We start from the raw sequence: 15,882 nt of genomic DNA on the forward strand, positions 1-15,882 counted from the left end.
TGGGGGGGGGGTGGTTTCCTGTGGTTTTTTTCTTTTGTTTTTGGGGAGGACTGGGGGAGGAGGGAGGGGGGACCCCCGCCCCCCCCCCCCGGCCCCCCCCCCCCCCCCCGCCGGACGATGCCGTGCGGCCGGGCTCAGTGCCCGGAGGATCCCTCGGGGCGCGCGTGGCGCGGCAGGAGGAACGCCAGCAGGAAGGTCAGGGCGAGCATGCCGTCGACGATCCACAGGACCGTCTTCATGACGGAACCGAACCCGCTCCGGAAGGCCGACGACGCGGTGGTCCGCAGCGCGCCGGGTATCGTGGCGCCGCCCTGGGGCGAGGTCACGGCGGAGCGGGTGTCCTTCTCCAGGCGTGCGCAGGACGCCGGGGTCGCGGCGGGGTCCTTGGCGACGGCGCGGTCCGAGGCGCACGTACGCAGGTCCGCCACGAGGCGCTGCTGAGCGGCCGGGGCGACGTGCGCGGCGGCCAACTGCCTCCGCAGGCCGTCCGAGTGGTGGTCGACGGCGGTGGCGATCCCGCCGCCCAGCAGGCCGAAGAACACGGTGCCGAGGACGGCCACGCCGAAGGCGCCGCCGAGCTGCTGCATCGCGGTCATCGTGCCGGACGCCGAGCCGGTCTCGTGCTGCTCGACGCTGGCGAGCACGATGTCGAAGAACGGCGCCATGAGCAGCCCCATCCCGATGCCGGTGACGAGCAGCGACGGCAGGAGCTGCCAGGGGCCGACGCCGGAGCCCACCGTGTCGAGGGTCAGCCACACGCCGAACACACCGACCGCCATGACCAGGGTGCCCGCCTGCAGGACGGCCCGACCGAACCGGGCGACACCCTGGGCGATCCCGAAACCGACGATCATGCCGCCCGACCAGGGCACCATCACCAGTCCCGCCTTGAGCGGCGAGTAGCCGAGGCCGATCTGGGTGTAGAGGTTGAAGACCAGCATGAAGCCCTGCATGGTCGAGAAGAACACCAGCCCGAGGGTCATGCCGCCGCTGAATCCCCGTTTGCGGAACAGGCTGGGCACGACCAGCGGGTCCCGGCCGGCCTTGTTGCGGCGTGACTCGTACAGGGCGAAGGCGACGAAGACGACCAGCGAGGCGGCCATCATCACGAACGTCCACAGGGGCCAGTCGTACTCACGGCCTTGGACCAGCGGGAAGATGAGGAGCAGCGCGGCCAGCGACACCAGGAGCATGCCGGGGATGTCGAGGCGTGGCCTGGTGCTCGACCGGCCCCTCGGCAGGTAGCGCAGGGCACCCAGGAAGGCCGCGGCGCCCAGCGGCAGATTGATCAGGAAGATCATCCGCCAGCCGGTGCCGAAGTAGTCGGCGTCCACGAGCCAGCCCGCCAGGATCGGCCCGCACACGGCGGACAGACCCATGACCGGCCCGAACATCCCGAAGGCCTTCTGTGACTCCTGCGGCGGGAACATCTCCTTGATCATGCCGAGACCCTGCGGCAGCATCACCGCGCCGAACAGTCCCTGTACGACGCGCGCGGCGATCAGCATCTCGGGCGACACGGACAGCGCGCACAGCAGCGAACCCAGGGTGAAGCCGGCGGCTCCCACCAGGAACATCCTGCGGCGCCCGTGGATGTCCCCGAGCCGCCCGCCGGTGACGAGCCCGACGGCCATCGAGAGCGTGTACGCGGCGGCGAGCCACTGCAGTGTGGAGGCACCGCCGCCGAGGTCGGCCCGCATGGAGGGGCCGGCGATGTTCGTGACGACGGCGTCGAGGAGATCCATCACCTCGGCCGCGAGGATCACGAAGAGCGCAGCCCAGCGCCGCCGGTAGGGCGCTGGTGTGACGGTGGGCGTCTCGACGGACGCGACACCGGTGGTGGACATCGGAACTCCTCGTCAAAGGGGCGGATGGGTTTCACGACACGTTCGGCTGAACGGTGTTCACCATAACAGAACACCGTTCAGTCGGTGAACGCCGTTCATTAAGATATAGCGCAATGTCCGCGACCGGACAAGATATATCGCGTTTCATCGACCCCTTCGTGTCGCGCAGCGTGGGTGAACACTGTTCTCCGGCGCCTAGACTGGCCTCATGACCGACGAGGCCGCCGACACCCGTACGTCCCCTCCGCCCTCCCCCTGGGAGCGCGAGCGCCCCGCGCGCAGCCACGTGACACCCACGCGCGCACCGCTGTCGCGCGAACGGGTCGTGGAGGCCGCCTTCACGGTGCTGGACCGGCAGGGGCTCGACGGACTGTCGATGCGCCAGGTGGCGGCCGAACTGGGGGTCACGGTCTCCGCCCTCTACGCGTACGTCAGCTCCAAGGACGAGCTCCTGGAGCTGATGTACACACGGCTCTTCGACGGCTTCGAACTGCCCGCGCCCGATCCGCAGCGATGGCGGGAACAGGTTCGGGACTACGCCCGCTCGGGGCGGCAGCGCCTGCTGTCCCACCGGGACATGGCCAGGATCTCCATGGCCCACGTCCCCTTCACCGCCGAACTGCTGCCGCACGTCGAGGCGTTGCTCGCCATCTTCCGCACCGCGGGGCTGCCCGACCGTATCGCGGCGGAGGCCGGTGACCTCATCTCCACCTACATCGACGGGTTCGTCCTGGAGGAGGGCATGTGGCAGGACCGGGCCGCTCGGCACGGCGGTGACGGTGCCTCCCTGGCCCGTCCCGACTGGCGTGAGATGGCCGACGAGATGCGGGACTACTTCACGTCCCTGCCCGCAGCGGACTTCCCCCATCTGCGCGCCCTGGCCGGGCTCATCGTGTCGGACTCCTCCGACGAGAGGTTCGACACCGGTCTGGAGATCATCCTGCGCGGCCTGGCGAGCTACCTGCCGGACTCCCCGCCGGCGCCCACGAGTCCGGACGACGGCAGGAACCCCTCCGCCTGATCACCGCCCGGGCGGTCGCGCCCGCTCGGGGCCAGGGGGCCGAGCGGGCGCCGTACAGGACCTAGCGCAGGTCGATGACCGTGCGCAGCTTCCCGCTGGTCGGGGTGCGCTCGAAGTCCGCCCTGCCGAGGGTCCGCACGGTCAGCGCCACCAGCCCCTCCTCCACCGCCGAGGCCAGCTCCGGCACCTCCGCGACGACGGCTGCCCGTGCGACGTCGGCGGCGGGGGCGTACTGCTCGTCGAGCCTGACCGTCAGCCGTTCCCGGTCGGCGCCCGGTGCCACCACCAGCTGCACCTCCCCGTGATAGGCGATCCGCTCCTCCAACGCCCGCACCACACGGCGGTAGTTGACGAAGTACGTGCCCACCCGCAGCACATCGCCGTAGCGCCCGAGCAGTTCGAGGCGAGGCACGTGGCTGCCACACGCGCACGCGCCCTCCACCGCCCGGCCCAGGTCGCCGATCTCGTAGCGCTCCAGCCGCTGACCGGACCGCGCCCGCGACGTGAACACCAGCCGTCCCGGCTCGCCCGGCACCACCGCACGGTCCTCGCGCGGATCCAGTATCTCCAGCGTGTGCAGGTCGGTCAGCACATGGTGGACCGAGCCGTCCGAGGACGCGCACTGGTAGCCCAGCGGTCCCAGATCGGTGCTGCCGTAGGCCGCGGAGCGGATCACCTCCACACCGAACTCGTCGGTGAGCACCCTGCGTTGCTCGGCGGTGAAGTGCTCGCCGCCGTAGAACACCTTGCGGATGCCGCCGTAGGCGCGCAGCCGGCCGGCCTCGGCGTGCAGCAGCTGCCACAGGTAGGACGGCATGCCGAAGACGGTGTCCGCCCGGTGCGCGACCAGTGCCTCGGCGACCATGGCGTGGTCGGCGCCCGCGGCGATCGGGAGCTGGGTGGCGTTCAGCCGCTCCAGGATGGAGAAGAAGCTGATGAAACTGCCGTACATCCCGCCGCAGTAGAACAGGTTGGCCGCCCGGTCGCGAGCCGGGTCGAACCCGGCGGCGAGCAGACCGTCCGCCGCGGCGCGCATCTGGTTGTCGTAGTCGTCGCAGGTGAACACCGACAGCGCGGGTGCGCCCGAGGAGCCTCCGCTGCGGAAGTACAGCTGCGCGTGGCGCGGGTCCAGAGCGTCGAGGGCACGCTGCACGCCCTCCTTGCCCAGCAGCGGCCCGTTCGGCGCAGGGGGCAGTACGGGGGGAGCCGTCAGGTCGTCCAGGCAGGCCACCGTGCGGAAGTCCGTGTCCGCCGCGCGCACGCTCACCCTGCGGCTGTAGCGCTGCAACGCGTAGACGCCGTCGTGCGGTTCGCCCTCGTAGCCGTCCAGCATGGACCCGACGGGGGTGACACGGGTGACACCCGCGGCGAACATCGCCCGGGACAGCGCGGCCACGTCCGCACGGCCGCCCCCGATCGCCGCGGTCTGCAGATAGCGGCGCATGGGCCGCAGCGTCGCGGTGACCTCCTGCCGGGGCAGCGGCTTCACCCAGACGCTGCGGTGCAGCGGGGAGGCGTCGAGCGCGGAACGGGTGTCGGCCAGCACCCGCCAGGAACCGTCGTCGGCGGCGAACACGCGGGTCAGGCCCAGGTGCTGTTCGAGGCGCGCGAGCCGCTCGACGGTGGTGATCTCCGCCTGCTCCGCCGGGTCGGGCACGGCCGCGGGGTGCGCGGCGGACACCTTCGCCAGCCGCCCGGCGAACCGTCCGGCGAACGCGAACAGTTCCCCGCTGTCCTCGGTGTCGAGGTAGACCACCTGCGGGCTGGAGCACGCCTGCTGGTCGAGGCGGCAGACGTCCTCGGCGAGCGCGTCCAGCACGCCGTCCTCAAAGGCGGCAGGCAGGGTCAGATAGGCGAAGGAGATCCGGTGGCCCCACTCGACCACCCGGCAGCCGGGCGGTGCGAGTTCGCCCGCCGTGCGCACCGCGTCCTCGCCGCCCCACACCGCGATCGCGTCGGCCTGCCCGCACAGCGTCTCCAGCCATTCGCGGCGCGAGGACGGGAAGCGCAGCGCGATCACCCGCTCGGCGATCATCCCGGACGGGTCGGCCGCGCCGATCGCGGCGAGCAGGTCGAGGGCGAGGGCCGGGTCGGAACTGCTGGCCTTCAGCACGTTGAGGTTGCCGGCCAGCAGGCCCTCGACCACGCTCAGGGGCGCCACGGCCGCGGCGTTGCCGGGCGCGATGTGCACCAGCACGCCGACCGGCGCCCAGGCCTCGTACACCGTCTCGCGGGCGTCCGGCCGGGTCAGCCGTTCCGGGCGCAGCCCGCCCAGCTCCCGCCGCAGCTTGCGCTCCAGCGCCTCCCGGGTGAGCGCGCCGGCCAGCTCGGCGAGGACGGGCGCGGCCTCGCCAGCGGGCAGGTGCGCGGCCAGCCGGCCGTACCCGGCCGAGGCGGGGTCGGCCAGGTCACGGCCGACCGTCGCGCAGGCGCCGAGCACCACGTCCGTGGGCAGGGGGCGCGCCAGGACCCGCTCGGCCTGCTGCTGCAGCCCGGCGAGCCGACGGCCGGCCTCGGCGTCGTCGATGAACTCGCCCTGCCAGAGGTGGAGCGCGGAGGTGGTCACGACATTCCCTTCATCAGTTCGGCGGCGGCGACCGCGCAGCTGCGGTTGCGGCTCACCCCGGCACGGCCGTGCACGGTGAACCAGTCGGTGGACAGCGGGCAGGGGCATTCCCCGCCCGGGTGCAGCGACGCGAGGTCGCCCATCACGACGCTGTGCGCGGGCACCGAGGTGATGTACGGGCTCACCAGGTGCAGGAAGCCGCGCTCGCCGTACGGCAGGGGGCGCAGCGTCCCCGGGTCACGGACGGCCGCGCGGGACCACACCGGCACGTGCAGCCGGTGCTGGGCGCACTCGACGTAGGGCACGCAGTGCTCGACGGAGCCGAAGGTGTCACGGATGCGGTCGCCCGGAACGCCGAGACGGTCGGTGACCTCGGTGTAGAAGGCGTCCTTGCCGATCTGCCGGTCGGCGTGGCCCTTCCAGCCGCCGCCGAGCACCACCAGGGATCCCTCGGGCAGCCGGAGCGGCGGCAACCCCATCGCGCGCATCCGCTCGAGGGTGAAGTACAGGAACGCGGGGAAGCCCAGGATGCGGACCGGCACGTCGTCCTCGGCGTAGCGGTGCAGCGCCGCGATGCAGCCGTGCACGTCGAACTCGTGGCCGCTGCCGGTGTGCCGCAGCGCGTGTGTGGTGTGCCGGGCCGGGGCGAAGTCGCACAGGTAGTTGTCGGTGAACGACGTGCCCAGCTTCAGCGTCGGCGCCGGTTCGTAGCTGTACAGCAGGTAGTTCACCGGCTGCTCGGGGGTGATCCAGCCGTAGTGGTCGAAGATCCTCGCCACCATGCGCTGGGCCGAGCGGATGGTCCACTCGTCGAAGAACATCTGTGACTTCTGGCCCGTGGTGCCCGAGGAGGTCAGGTGCAGGAACACCTCGTCGCGCGGGACGGAGAGCACCTCGTGGCGCTTGAAGAACGCGGCCGGCACCAGGGGGGTGCGCACCCCGTCGCCGACGGTGGGCGCGGGGAGCTCGGGCGGGTCCTGCAGCAGGGCGGCGAAGAAGGGGGAGCGCCGGGCGTGCCAGGCGTTGGTCTCCGCCATGGCGGCGGTGAACAGCTCGTCGGCGGCGGGGCCCGCGGCGTACGGCTCCGCCAGGTCGCACAGCCGCTGCACATGGGCGAGCGCCGCCGGGTCGGGAACCTCGACGGCGGCGAGATGGGGTTTCATCGGGACACCTCGTGTAGGGGCAGATAAGTGGTGGTCCAGGCACTCAGGTAGGCACTGACGTACGGCTGGAGCAGCGGTCCTGCGGCGATCCTGCGGAAGTCGATCTGACGGCTGGTGCGCGACAGCACCACGTAGTCGTGCAGCCGCTCGCCGATGCGGCGCATCGCCGGGTAGACCGCGCTCGGTACGAACCCCGAGCCGAGGAACACCTCCAGCGCCCCGGTGTCGGCGAGCGGCAGCAGCACCTCGGCGTAGTCCGCTCCGGCCCGGGTGACCCTGGCCATCAGCGGCTCCAGCGCACCGGCCACCTCGGCCGGACGCGGATGGACGGCGACGAGCGTGCAGCTTCCCGCCACCGGGTCGAGGTCCGCGTACGCCTCGAACCGGCCGTCGGCGGCCACCAGGACCGCGTTGGGGGTGTGCAGCGGGAAGAAGCGGTCGCCGGCCTTCGGGAACAGCTCCAGGAAGCGGCGCCGTACGAAGGCCGGGGCCGCGATCAGCTCGATCGGCTCGGCGCCGGCGGCCGTGTGCGCCATGTCCCGGCAGGGGACGGCCCGGGTGCGGGCGTAGTCGATGCCGACGCCTGCGGAGGCGGCGGTCAGCAGCGCCGACAGCCCCTCGGGCACGCCGGTCACGGGTGCGCGGTGCTCCAGGGCACCGTCGGCGTAGCGGGCGAACAGTGCGAGGGTCTCGCAGCCGTCGACCTCGACGGCGTTCGGCAGCAGGCCGAGCGGCCGGAACCCGTTGCGTGCCACGACCTGTTGCGGACCTTCGGTGACCAGGCGGACGGTGGCGTACACCGAGTCGAGGCGGCCCGTGGCGAAGGCCTCGTCGCAGACCGCCCCGGTCAGCCGGGAGGCCAGCCCGCCGCCCCGGTGCCCGGGGTGCACCGCGAGGCCGACCAGCTTGCCGATGCGGCTGCCCGGTTCGGTCTGGACGACGGCGGAGCCGACCAGGGCACCGTCGCGGGAACGGGCGGTGAGCCAGTGCGCGGTGCCGTCGGTCATCAGCCGGCGCATCACCACCGGGTCGCTGCCGAGTGGCACCGGGTAGCCGTGCCCGTACACCTCGAAGTACAACTGGCGTAGTTCGGCGATGTCCTGGACGGACGCGGGGCGTAGCCCGGCGCTCATGACGGCTCTCCGGCCGGTACCCGCGCCGGTGCGGCGGGCGCCTGCCGCTCGGCGCCGTCCGCGTGGCGGCCGAGCCACCACAGCGCCGCCGCGACCGGCACCAGACCCGAGGCCTGGGCCAGGCACAGCGTCCGGGCCGTGAGCTGGTCGCCCAGCGCGCCGAACACGAGCGACGACACGGGGAAGGTGGCTCCCAGCACCGCCTGCATGACCGCGAAGAAGCCCGGTTTGTCGTCGGCGGGCACCAGTCGCTGGAACAGCGCCACGAACCGCACGCCGATCACGCCGACGCACCAGCCTGCGAGGGCCATCGCGGCGACCGCCACCGCGTGCCCGGCGAAGAGGCCCGGCAGACCGAGCGCCCCTGCCATCACCGCCAGACACAGACTTCCGACGGTGATCGGACGGCCCGGCAGCCGCCCGCCGGTGAACGATCCGACCAGGGTGCCCGCGCCGAGGGCTGCCTCCAGCGAGGCGACGGTCGAGCCGTTCGCGTGCAGCACCTCCCGGGTGTACAGCGGCATCACGACGTACACGGCGGTGGTGAAGACGTTGGCGGCGGCGAAGCAGAGCAGCACACGGCGGATGAACGGCAGGTCCGCCAGCACCTGGCGCAGCGTGCGCCGTTCGGGGGCAGGCCCGTCCCCCGGTGCGTGCCCGGCCGGGGCGTGCGGGAAGCGGGCGGAGGCGACCAGCACAGCGGCGAGCAGGTATGCGGCACCACAGACGGCGACCACGCCGGCCAGCGCGCCCGCGTCGACCACGAGGGGACCCAGCAGCCCGCCGCAGAGCCCGGCGACCGACTGCGTGGACAGCTCGAACCCGGTGGCCGACTCGATGTCGGCGTCCTCGACGAGTTCCGGCACCGAGGTGGTCAGACACGGGTCGAACACCGCCTGACAGCCGGCCAGCGCCAGCCCCACCGGGTAGGCGGCGGCCAGCGGCAGGCTTCCGGCGTACGCCAGGACGGCCGCGGCGACCGCCACCGACCCCGCCACGGCGGCGGCGCCGGCGAGGACCGTGCGGTGCGCATGGCGGGCGACGATACGGGCGACCACCGGGGCCAGTGCCACCGCGGGCAGGGTGCTCACCATGAGGAACAGGCCCGAGGCGAGACCACGGTGCGCGCCGCCCGCCGAGCCGACGAGCCACCAGACCGCGCCGACCTGGAACATCCTGCTCGCCGCCTGGGTGAGGAGCTGACCGGCCCAGACCCTGCCGAAGGACGCGTTGCGCAGGACGAGGGGCATGCGCGGGGCGCGCGCCGGTGCCCCGCTCACGAGTGCGGCCGTTCGTCGACGACTCGGACGAGCTTGCCGGAGCGGGAGTTGACCGCGAGGTCCCGGTGGCGCACCCACTCGACGGTGAGCGGGTTCACGTGGCCGGCTTCGGTCGCGCTCGCGTAGAACGGGCGCTGGGCGAGGACCGCCGCCACGACGGACTCACCCAGGCCGGCATGGTCCGCGCCCGGATCGGCGACCGCGAGCCGCAGCACCAGACCGTCGCGCCCGTCCCGGCGCCGCACCACGAGCTGCAGGCCGGTCACCTCGCCGGCCCCGTCGGCGGCCGTGACGACGTCGTGGACGTCCTCGGTGTGCAGGGAGACCGGTCCGACCCGCACGCCCTCCTCGGCACGGCCGAGAATACGGAAGACGCCCGCGTCCCGGTCCACCCATTCGGCCCGGTCGCCGGCCGGGTAGCGGAGCACCGGCATGAGCCGCCTGCGCAGGTCGGTGACGACGAGCCGCCCCGGTACGCCGTTGCCGTCGACGGGTTCGCCGGTGTCGTCGCCGAGGATCTCGACCACCGTGTGCGGGGTGAACGCCCGGTGCACGCGCGTGTCCTTACCGGGCACGGCCTCGCCGAGGAGCCCGGCGTCCACGCTCGCGTACCCCAGGGAGCGCGGCTCGGCGTTCGGGAACGCGGCTCGGAGCAGCGGGAGCTGGTCGCCGAAGAGGCATTCCCCGCCGAAGAACAGCAGCTCCACGTCCGGCAGCGTCCGGCCGGCGGCGGTGAGGCGCTCGGCGAGCGAGCACAGGGTGGTGGGTGTGCCGGCGACGACCTGGACCCGGAACTCCTCCAGGGTCGCCGCGGTGGACTCCCAGGGCGTCGCGCCGCCGATGGGCAGGCGGACGTTGGCCACGGGGGAGCGGTGCAGCGAGTCGAGGACGAAGCTGAAGCTCGCGTACAGGTCACCCGCGTAGAAGAGATCCGCAACCCGGTGCCCGGGCAGCAGCCCGGCAGTGACGAGACCGGCACCGAACGCGGTGGTGAACTCCCGCCATTCCGTGCGGGTGTAGCAGGAGAACTTCGGGGACCCCGTGGTGCCGCCGCTGCGGAACACGACGGCTTCGTCCAGCGGAGCGGTCAGCAGCCGGTTGTTGCGCGGTGAATTGGCTCGCCAGAATGCCGCCTGGGGCACCACCGGCAGATCCGTGAGCCGGGTCACGTGCTCGGGAAGGTGAGCGTAGAGCTCACGGTAGAAAGGCGAGTTGTGTCGCACGAAACGTATGAGTTCCGCAAATGATTGAACGGGCATCAATTCCTGCTCGAAAGCGTGCGCCGTCGGCACGGGAAAGGGCCGGCGGGGTGCGACGGAACCGGTCCGCTGACGTGGACCGGGTCGCTGAGGGTGTGAAGTGCGGCGCGCCCGTGAAGAGCGGGGCGGCCGAAGGCAAGGCTATCTCACCATTCGGAACGGACTTGCATCAACTGGCCACACCCTGAAGGCCATTCGATGCCTCGCGGACGCGTTGCGGGAGTCCCGGGTTCCTTGACCGGCGGAGACGGTGGTCACATTCAACCGGGTATCCATAACCGCTGGTTGAGGGAGATTCAAGGAAGCCTTATGGAAAAGCCTCGCCAAGGCATTCCGCACTATGACCGGAACCCGACCGGCGCCCCCGGTCGCGGAACTAGGTGAGGGTGAAGTCGTCGGCGTGGACGTTGCCTTGGCCGTACCACCCGTGGGCGTAGACGGTGACGGTTCCGCTGCTGCCGGTGGTGAAGGTGGCCGTCAGCTGGTTCCAGCTCGTGCCGTTCGACCACGAGCCGGCGGTGGCGTCGCCGCTGACTCCGATGTAGGCGTAGGGGCCCTGGACCCAGCCGGTGAGTGTGTGGCTGTGGTGGGGGGGACAGGGTGACGGCCTGGTCGCACTCACCGGTGCCGCTGGAACTAGGCGTCACCTGGAGGGAGTGGGCGCCGGTGTGGACGGGGCCGGCGATCACCGCGCTGCCGCCGGTGCAGGTCCAGGGGCTCAGGTCGCCCGTCTCGAAGCCCGGATTGGTCAGCGGGCCGCCCCCGCCCCCACCGGCGGTGACGGTGAGCGTGTACGTCGCGCTGTGGCTGCCGCTCGCGGCGGTGCCCGTGACGGTGATCGGGTAGCTGCCCGCGGCCACGGACGGCCCGACCGCGGCCGTCAGTGTCGCGTTGCCGCCGGACGTGACGGAGGCCGGGCTGAAGGAGAGGCTGACGCCGGCCGGGGCGCCGGAGGCGGAGAGGCTCACGGACTCGGCGGCGCCGGAGGTGACAGCCGTGGAGACGGTCGCCGTCGCGGACCCGCCCTGGGCGACCGAAGCGGAGCCCGGCGCGAGCGACAGGGAGAAGTCGCCGCTCGTGCCTCCGCCCCCGCCCTCGTACGGCACGAACGCGTCCGTGAACGCGAGGCTGTTCTGGCTGATCTCGCTGCAGGTGGGCAGTGAGTTGGCGCTTCCGCTGCACGGCTGGTCCCGGTTGACCGACCAGAACGCCAGCAGTCCGAGCCCGTTCTGCGCGGCGAAGTTCTCCACCGTCCGGGCGTCCGCCAGGGTGAAGGTGGAGCCGTCGTCGTTCTTGCCGATCATCGGGGTGATCCCGAGGTTGGCATGGCTGTAGCCGGAATCCACGGACCGCATCTGGGCCAGCGTCGCCTCGGCGGCGGAGACCGCGGCCCGGCCCATCTCGGTGCCGGTGCCGGCGTAGTAGTCCATGGCCATGACGTTGACCACGTCGATCTTGATGCCCGCGTTCTTGGCGGCCTTGAGGATGTTGACGCCGTCGCCGGTCAGACCGCTCGGCAGCACCGGCAGCGTCATGGAGAACTGCAGGCCCGGGTCGGACGCCTTGAGGTCCTTCATCGCCTGCATCTGGCGGGCCGCGGCCGCCGTGTCGGCGACGGCGGCGCCCTCGACGTCGAAGTCGAGCCGGGTGACGCCGTAGTCGTCGACGAGGGCCCGGTATCCGGCGTCGACACTGCTCTGGGTGGAGCACGTCCAGGCGAGCGGCTCGCCGCTCGCCCCGCCGGAGGAGATGATGACGGCTGCGCCCTCGGACCTCGCCCTGGCGATCTCGGGGTCGGTGTAGGAGTCGTTGCCGATGGGGAGGGTGTCGCCCCAGATCTGGTTGCAGCCCTCACCGAGTACGAAGGCCGCGGTGTACGCCTTGAGGTGGTGTCCGGTGACGGCGGTGTCGAGCAGCCCTTCCTGGCCGTTCGACATGTCGACGTACGGGGCCACGGAGTAGACGCTGCTCGCCGCCGCGTTGCCGGCGGGCGCCAGGGCGACGGTCGCGCCGGTGGCCGTGAGCGCGAGCGCGCATGCGGAGGTCGCAAATCTTGCCAGGTGCATGACAGTTCCCCTTTCGGGGGCGGGGTGTGGTGGGGTGTGGCGGCCGAACGTTGGTACATACCAAACCGCCGACGCCCCACTCCGTCAAGAGGACTAGACCAACTGAATCCCCGGTGTTCCGGGCGAGTTGGCCGGCGCCACCGCGACCCGGACCGGGTCCCAGGGGACCGTTGGCCGGCTTCTCGCGGGCGGTATTAGGCTGGGTCACCGTGTAAACCGCACGTCGACAGCCGTGCCGGGTTCGAGCGTCAGGAGTGACCGATGAGCGTGGAGACCGAGCGGGCCGTACTCGCGGGCGGTTGTTTCTGGGGCATGCAGGATCTCATCCGCAAGCAGCCGGGTGTGGTGGCCACGCGCGTCGGCTACAGCGGCGGTGACACGCCGAACGCGACCTACCGCGACCACGGCGACCACGCCGAGGCCATCGAGATCCTCTTCGATCCCACGGCCACGAGCTACCGCGACATCCTGGAGTTCTTCTTCCAGATCCACGACCCGACCACCAGGGACCGCCAGGGCAACGACATCGGGCGCAGCTACCGGTCCGCCATCTTCTATGGCGACGAGGAGCAGCACCGCGTCGCCGTGGACACGATCGCGGACGTGGAGGCGAGCGGGCTGTGGCCGGGGAAGGTGGTCACCGAGGTGGAGCCCGTGGGTGACTTCTGGGAGGCGGAGCCCGAGCACCAGGACTACCTGGAGCGCTACCCCAACGGCTACACGTGCCACTTCCCGCGACCGAACTGGAAGCTGCCGCGACGAGGGTCGTCCGCGACGAAGTAGCCGAACGGACACGGAAGTTCGGGGCGACTCACCGGCCTTGTAGACTCCGCCGCGTGGTGGAGCAACGCGTGGCGGAGTGGGACGGCGTCACCCGGCGGTCGAGTCCCAAGGAGAGGTTCGCGGCCCTGCGTGACCGGCTCGCCGACGCGGCCCGGGACGGGGACTGGCGGACCGTCTTCGAGGTGCTGGACGAGGAGCCGGCCTGGGTCAACTCCGCACGCCTGGAAGGCCGCAGCGGCTACACGCCGCTGCACCAGGCCGCGTGGCACGGTGCCTCCGCGGAGACCGTGCGGCGGCTGTTGCGGTACGGCGGCTGGCGGACGCTGAGGACCGGCGACGGGACCCGCGCCGTGGACATCGCCGCCCGGCGCCGGCACCACCACCTCACCGACCTGCTCCGTCCGGACCTCGCACACCCCCTGCACCCCGACGTGATCGCCCGTCTCCAGGGCCACCTGCACCGCCTGATCCGGCACCGGGCGGGCCTGGAGGACGGCTCGGACCTCGCCACGGGCCAGGGGATGCGCCTGCCGGAGGTGGAGGTGCTGACCGAACTGCCACACCGGATGTGCTGGTTCCCCGTCCCAGGGATGTACGGCGGCTTCAAGATCGAGCTGTGCGGCCGCGAGCTGACCGTGGACAGCTGGATCCGCGTCGTCGGCGGCTCGGAGCGGACCGACCGGATCACCGTCGACGGGGTGTGGCTCCAGGAGGGCAGGGAGCTGTGATCCCTCGGCGGGCGTGACACGTGGGCAACGCGACCCGCGGGAAACGGTCAGGGGACGCCACCGCCCTGCCGGCCCCGCGTCCCGTCACCGCTCGGGAGCCGGAGGCAGCGCGAGGTGGGCGAGGTCACCCGGCCTGGGCGTCGTCACCGGCCACAGGGGGGCGGCCTCCCCGTCGGCGAGCGCGGCCGGCGCGTCGGTGAGGTTCATGCGCTCGCGCAGACGGCCGTAGAAGTCCATCGGGCCCAGCCGGGCGGCCTTCAGCCGGCGCGGGGCGGCGTACACGCCGATCCAGTCCCCGGGGCTGAGCACGCCGCGCAGCTGGCCGTCGATGCTCACGGCGGCCTGGCCCGACCGTTCGAGGATCCGCAGGGCGATGGGCTCGTCGGGGGCGGCGACCACCGAGCGGTTGAACACCATGTGCGGGGCGACCGGCGTGAACACCAGGCCCTCCGCGCGTGGCGAGACCACGGGACCGCCGGCGGCGAAGCTGTAGGCGGTCGAGCCCGTGGGCGTGGCGACGAGCAGCGCGTCGGCGGAGTAGGAGGCCAGCAGCCGGCCGGCCAGATAGACACCGACCGAGACCTGCCGGTCCCTGGCGAGCTTCTCCACGACGACGTCGTTCAGCGCCGTGACGTTCAGCGCGACGCCCCACTCGTCACCCTTGTCGCACTCCGCCCGCACCTGGGGCGGCGGCAGCATCGGCCCCCGGCCGTACCGCAGCAGCGCCTCCATCTGCGCGGGCACCTCCAGCCGGCACGACGCCCGCAGGGTGAGGAGCATCCGGCTCTCCACGGTGATCCGCCCGGCCAGGACCGCGTCCAGCGCCGCGCGCACCGCGGTGGCCGGGACCTCGGTGAGGAAGCCGACCCGGCCCAGGTCGACGCCGAGGACCAGGGCGTCGTTCTCGGCCGCCAGACGGGCACCGCGCAGGAACGTGCCGTCGCCGCCGAGGGTGACGATCAGATCCGGATCGCCCGCCGCCTCGACCTCCTCCCGGGCGCTGTGCCGCGCACCCTCCTGCCACACGTCGATGTCGGTACACCCCACGGCGTGCTCCGCGCACCACTCGCGCACCGCCCGCGCGGCGGCCACGGCCTCGGCGCGGCCGCCGTGCACCACCAGGCCGACCCGGTTCACCGTCATACCCGCCTCCCAGCCCGCTGTCCTGCTTGGCCCTCCCTCGCCAGCGAACCGCTTCGGCACGCCACGCGCACGCGGGCGGCGCCCGGGCACCTGAGGAAGCAAGGACGGTGCGGCGGCCCGAGCGGGAGGCCCGGCCGCCGCACGTCGTGTCCGGTCACTCGTTCCGGAAGACGGCCTTGCTCACCTCGGCGGGGTTCTGGAACTCCTTCTTGCCGAGATGCGCGATGCGCTCGGTGACCTCCTTGGACGCGTGGTTCTTCTCGGCGACTTTCCGGAGCTGTTCCGAGTCGGCCGGGTACTCCGCGCCGGACAGTGCTTTCTGCAGATCAGGGGGCTTGATACCCGCCATGGCTCCTCCAGGCGGTGAGATGGTGCTCGGTCGGTGACCCGGCGCCGCACGCGGCGCCGGACCGGTCAGGTACCCATCCCGGGGCCGCGGATTCACGGATCCCCGCCGGTCATGGGACCTACGCCGGGCGGGTACCCGGGGGCTTCGGAACAGGCACGGACGCCCGACTCCGCCGAGCAGGGCGACGAATGAAGGAGGCGCCATGAGCACGGCACACACCAGCGTCCCCGAGGTGCTGGCCGCGCTGAAGGACGTGTCGTACCCCACCGACAAGGAACACCTGGTCACGGCCGCGCGTGAGGCGGGTGCGTCGGACGAGGTCGTCAAGGCCCTGCGCGGCATCCCCGCCGAGCGGTACACGGGCCGTGAGGACGTGGCGAGGTCGGTACGGGTGGACCCGGACTCGGACCTCGGCCACACCGCCGCACAGCGCGCGGAGCAGGCGCGCCAGGGAGGCAGGCCCGGCCTCTCCCAGCATCTGCGGGAAGAGCCGAAGACCCCGATCCAGGAGGAGTTCGACCGCTGAGCCGGCGCCGGCGTCCCC

13 protein-coding genes are annotated in these 15,882 nt (G+C 72.2%); 4 read left to right on the forward strand and 9 right to left on the reverse strand.

All coding sequences use genetic code 11. The features are described from left to right. Positions 1 to 134: 134 nt before the first annotated feature. Positions 135 to 1,847, reverse strand: coding sequence for an MFS transporter (locus tag ACZ7HQ_RS17560; protein WP_470990329.1), 1,713 nt, complete (start codon positions 1,845 to 1,847; stop codon positions 135 to 137). Positions 1,848 to 2,055: 208 nt separating this feature from the next. On the opposite strand from ACZ7HQ_RS17560, the gene ACZ7HQ_RS17565 reads away from it, so the two are divergent. Further along, positions 2,056 to 2,868 (forward strand): TetR/AcrR family transcriptional regulator, encoded by an 813-nt coding sequence (locus tag ACZ7HQ_RS17565; protein ID WP_470990331.1) that lies wholly within the window; start codon positions 2,056 to 2,058, stop codon positions 2,866 to 2,868. 61 nt (positions 2,869 to 2,929) lie between these two features. Here ACZ7HQ_RS17565 and ACZ7HQ_RS17570 read toward each other — a convergent pair whose 3' ends face one another. The 6 genes from ACZ7HQ_RS17570 to ACZ7HQ_RS17595 all read right to left on the reverse strand — a co-directional run bounded on the left by ACZ7HQ_RS17570 (position 2,930) and on the right by ACZ7HQ_RS17595 (position 12,335). Further along, on the reverse strand, positions 2,930 to 5,434 hold the full coding sequence (locus ACZ7HQ_RS17570) for an acyl-CoA reductase (RefSeq protein ID WP_470990333.1): 2,505 nt from the start codon (positions 5,432 to 5,434) through the stop codon (positions 2,930 to 2,932). Beyond that, entirely contained in the window at positions 5,431 to 6,597 is a 1,167-nt protein-coding gene (locus ACZ7HQ_RS17575; protein WP_470990336.1) for a LuxE/PaaK family acyltransferase, read from the reverse strand. Before ACZ7HQ_RS17575 ends, ACZ7HQ_RS17570 begins: the two co-directional genes overlap by 4 nt. Next, on the reverse strand, positions 6,594 to 7,730 hold the full coding sequence (locus ACZ7HQ_RS17580) for a GNAT family N-acetyltransferase (RefSeq protein WP_470990338.1): 1,137 nt from the start codon (positions 7,728 to 7,730) through the stop codon (positions 6,594 to 6,596). Before ACZ7HQ_RS17580 ends, ACZ7HQ_RS17575 begins: the two co-directional genes overlap by 4 nt. Next, positions 7,727 to 9,010, reverse strand: a complete 1,284-nt coding sequence (locus ACZ7HQ_RS17585; protein ID WP_470990340.1) for an MFS transporter — start codon at positions 9,008 to 9,010, stop codon at positions 7,727 to 7,729. The genes ACZ7HQ_RS17580 and ACZ7HQ_RS17585 overlap by 4 nt, the downstream gene beginning before the upstream one ends. Then, positions 9,007 to 10,269 carry a phenylacetate--CoA ligase family protein gene (locus ACZ7HQ_RS17590; protein ID WP_470990342.1) on the reverse strand — a complete coding sequence of 421 codons (1,263 nt, stop codon included), beginning with the start codon at positions 10,267 to 10,269 and terminating at the stop codon, positions 9,007 to 9,009. The genes ACZ7HQ_RS17585 and ACZ7HQ_RS17590 overlap by 4 nt, the downstream gene beginning before the upstream one ends. Before the next feature lie 338 nt (positions 10,270 to 10,607). Then, positions 10,608 to 12,335, reverse strand: a complete 1,728-nt coding sequence (locus ACZ7HQ_RS17595; RefSeq protein ID WP_470990344.1) for a carbohydrate binding domain-containing protein — start codon at positions 12,333 to 12,335, stop codon at positions 10,608 to 10,610. Positions 12,336 to 12,596: 261 nt separating this feature from the next. On the opposite strand from ACZ7HQ_RS17595, the gene msrA reads away from it, so the two are divergent. Both msrA and ACZ7HQ_RS17605 read left to right on the forward strand, forming a co-directional pair. Beyond that, entirely contained in the window at positions 12,597 to 13,118 is a 522-nt protein-coding gene (gene msrA, locus ACZ7HQ_RS17600) for a peptide-methionine (S)-S-oxide reductase MsrA (protein WP_470990346.1), read from the forward strand. A gap of 53 nt (positions 13,119 to 13,171) precedes the next feature. Next, positions 13,172 to 13,846 carry an ankyrin repeat domain-containing protein gene (locus ACZ7HQ_RS17605; RefSeq protein ID WP_470990348.1) on the forward strand — a complete coding sequence of 225 codons (675 nt, stop codon included), beginning with the start codon at positions 13,172 to 13,174 and terminating at the stop codon, positions 13,844 to 13,846. A gap of 84 nt (positions 13,847 to 13,930) precedes the next feature. Here the strand turns inward: ACZ7HQ_RS17605 and ACZ7HQ_RS17610 are convergent, their stop codons facing one another. Next, a complete protein-coding gene (locus ACZ7HQ_RS17610; RefSeq protein ID WP_470990350.1) occupies positions 13,931 to 14,989 on the reverse strand; it encodes an NAD(+)/NADH kinase in 1,059 nt (352 codons plus the stop codon). A gap of 154 nt (positions 14,990 to 15,143) precedes the next feature. After that, entirely contained in the window at positions 15,144 to 15,338 is a 195-nt protein-coding gene (locus ACZ7HQ_RS17615) for a DUF2795 domain-containing protein (RefSeq protein WP_470990352.1), read from the reverse strand. A 202-nt stretch (positions 15,339 to 15,540) separates the two neighbouring features. Between ACZ7HQ_RS17615 and ACZ7HQ_RS17620 the strand changes: the two genes are divergently transcribed. Beyond that, a complete protein-coding gene (locus tag ACZ7HQ_RS17620) occupies positions 15,541 to 15,864 on the forward strand; it encodes a DUF2795 domain-containing protein (RefSeq protein ID WP_470990354.1) in 324 nt (107 codons plus the stop codon). Positions 15,865 to 15,882: the final 18 nt, after the last annotated feature.

The sequence above is a fragment of the Streptomyces sp. NPDC037290 genome (genome assembly GCF_055603245.1).

What these genes read in the sequence shown, in the direction of transcription:
- ACZ7HQ_RS17560 (WP_470990329.1), bottom strand. Translation starts at nt 1,847, where the DNA reads ATGTCCACCACCGGTGTCGCGTCCGTCGAGACGCCCACCGTCACACCA.
- ACZ7HQ_RS17565 (WP_470990331.1), top strand. Translation starts at nt 2,056, where the DNA reads ATGACCGACGAGGCCGCCGACACCCGTACGTCCCCTCCGCCCTCCCCC.
- ACZ7HQ_RS17575 (WP_470990336.1), bottom strand. Translation starts at nt 6,597, where the DNA reads ATGAAACCCCATCTCGCCGCCGTCGAGGTTCCCGACCCGGCGGCGCTC.
- ACZ7HQ_RS17580 (WP_470990338.1), bottom strand. Translation starts at nt 7,730, where the DNA reads ATGAGCGCCGGGCTACGCCCCGCGTCCGTCCAGGACATCGCCGAACTA.
- ACZ7HQ_RS17590 (WP_470990342.1), bottom strand. Translation starts at nt 10,269, where the DNA reads ATGCCCGTTCAATCATTTGCGGAACTCATACGTTTCGTGCGACACAAC.
- ACZ7HQ_RS17595 (WP_470990344.1), bottom strand. Translation starts at nt 12,335, where the DNA reads ATGCACCTGGCAAGATTTGCGACCTCCGCATGCGCGCTCGCGCTCACG.
- msrA (WP_470990346.1), top strand. Translation starts at nt 12,597, where the DNA reads ATGAGCGTGGAGACCGAGCGGGCCGTACTCGCGGGCGGTTGTTTCTGG.
- ACZ7HQ_RS17610 (WP_470990350.1), bottom strand. Translation starts at nt 14,989, where the DNA reads ATGACGGTGAACCGGGTCGGCCTGGTGGTGCACGGCGGCCGCGCCGAG.
- ACZ7HQ_RS17615 (WP_470990352.1), bottom strand. Translation starts at nt 15,338, where the DNA reads ATGGCGGGTATCAAGCCCCCTGATCTGCAGAAAGCACTGTCCGGCGCG.
- ACZ7HQ_RS17620 (WP_470990354.1), top strand. Translation starts at nt 15,541, where the DNA reads ATGAGCACGGCACACACCAGCGTCCCCGAGGTGCTGGCCGCGCTGAAG.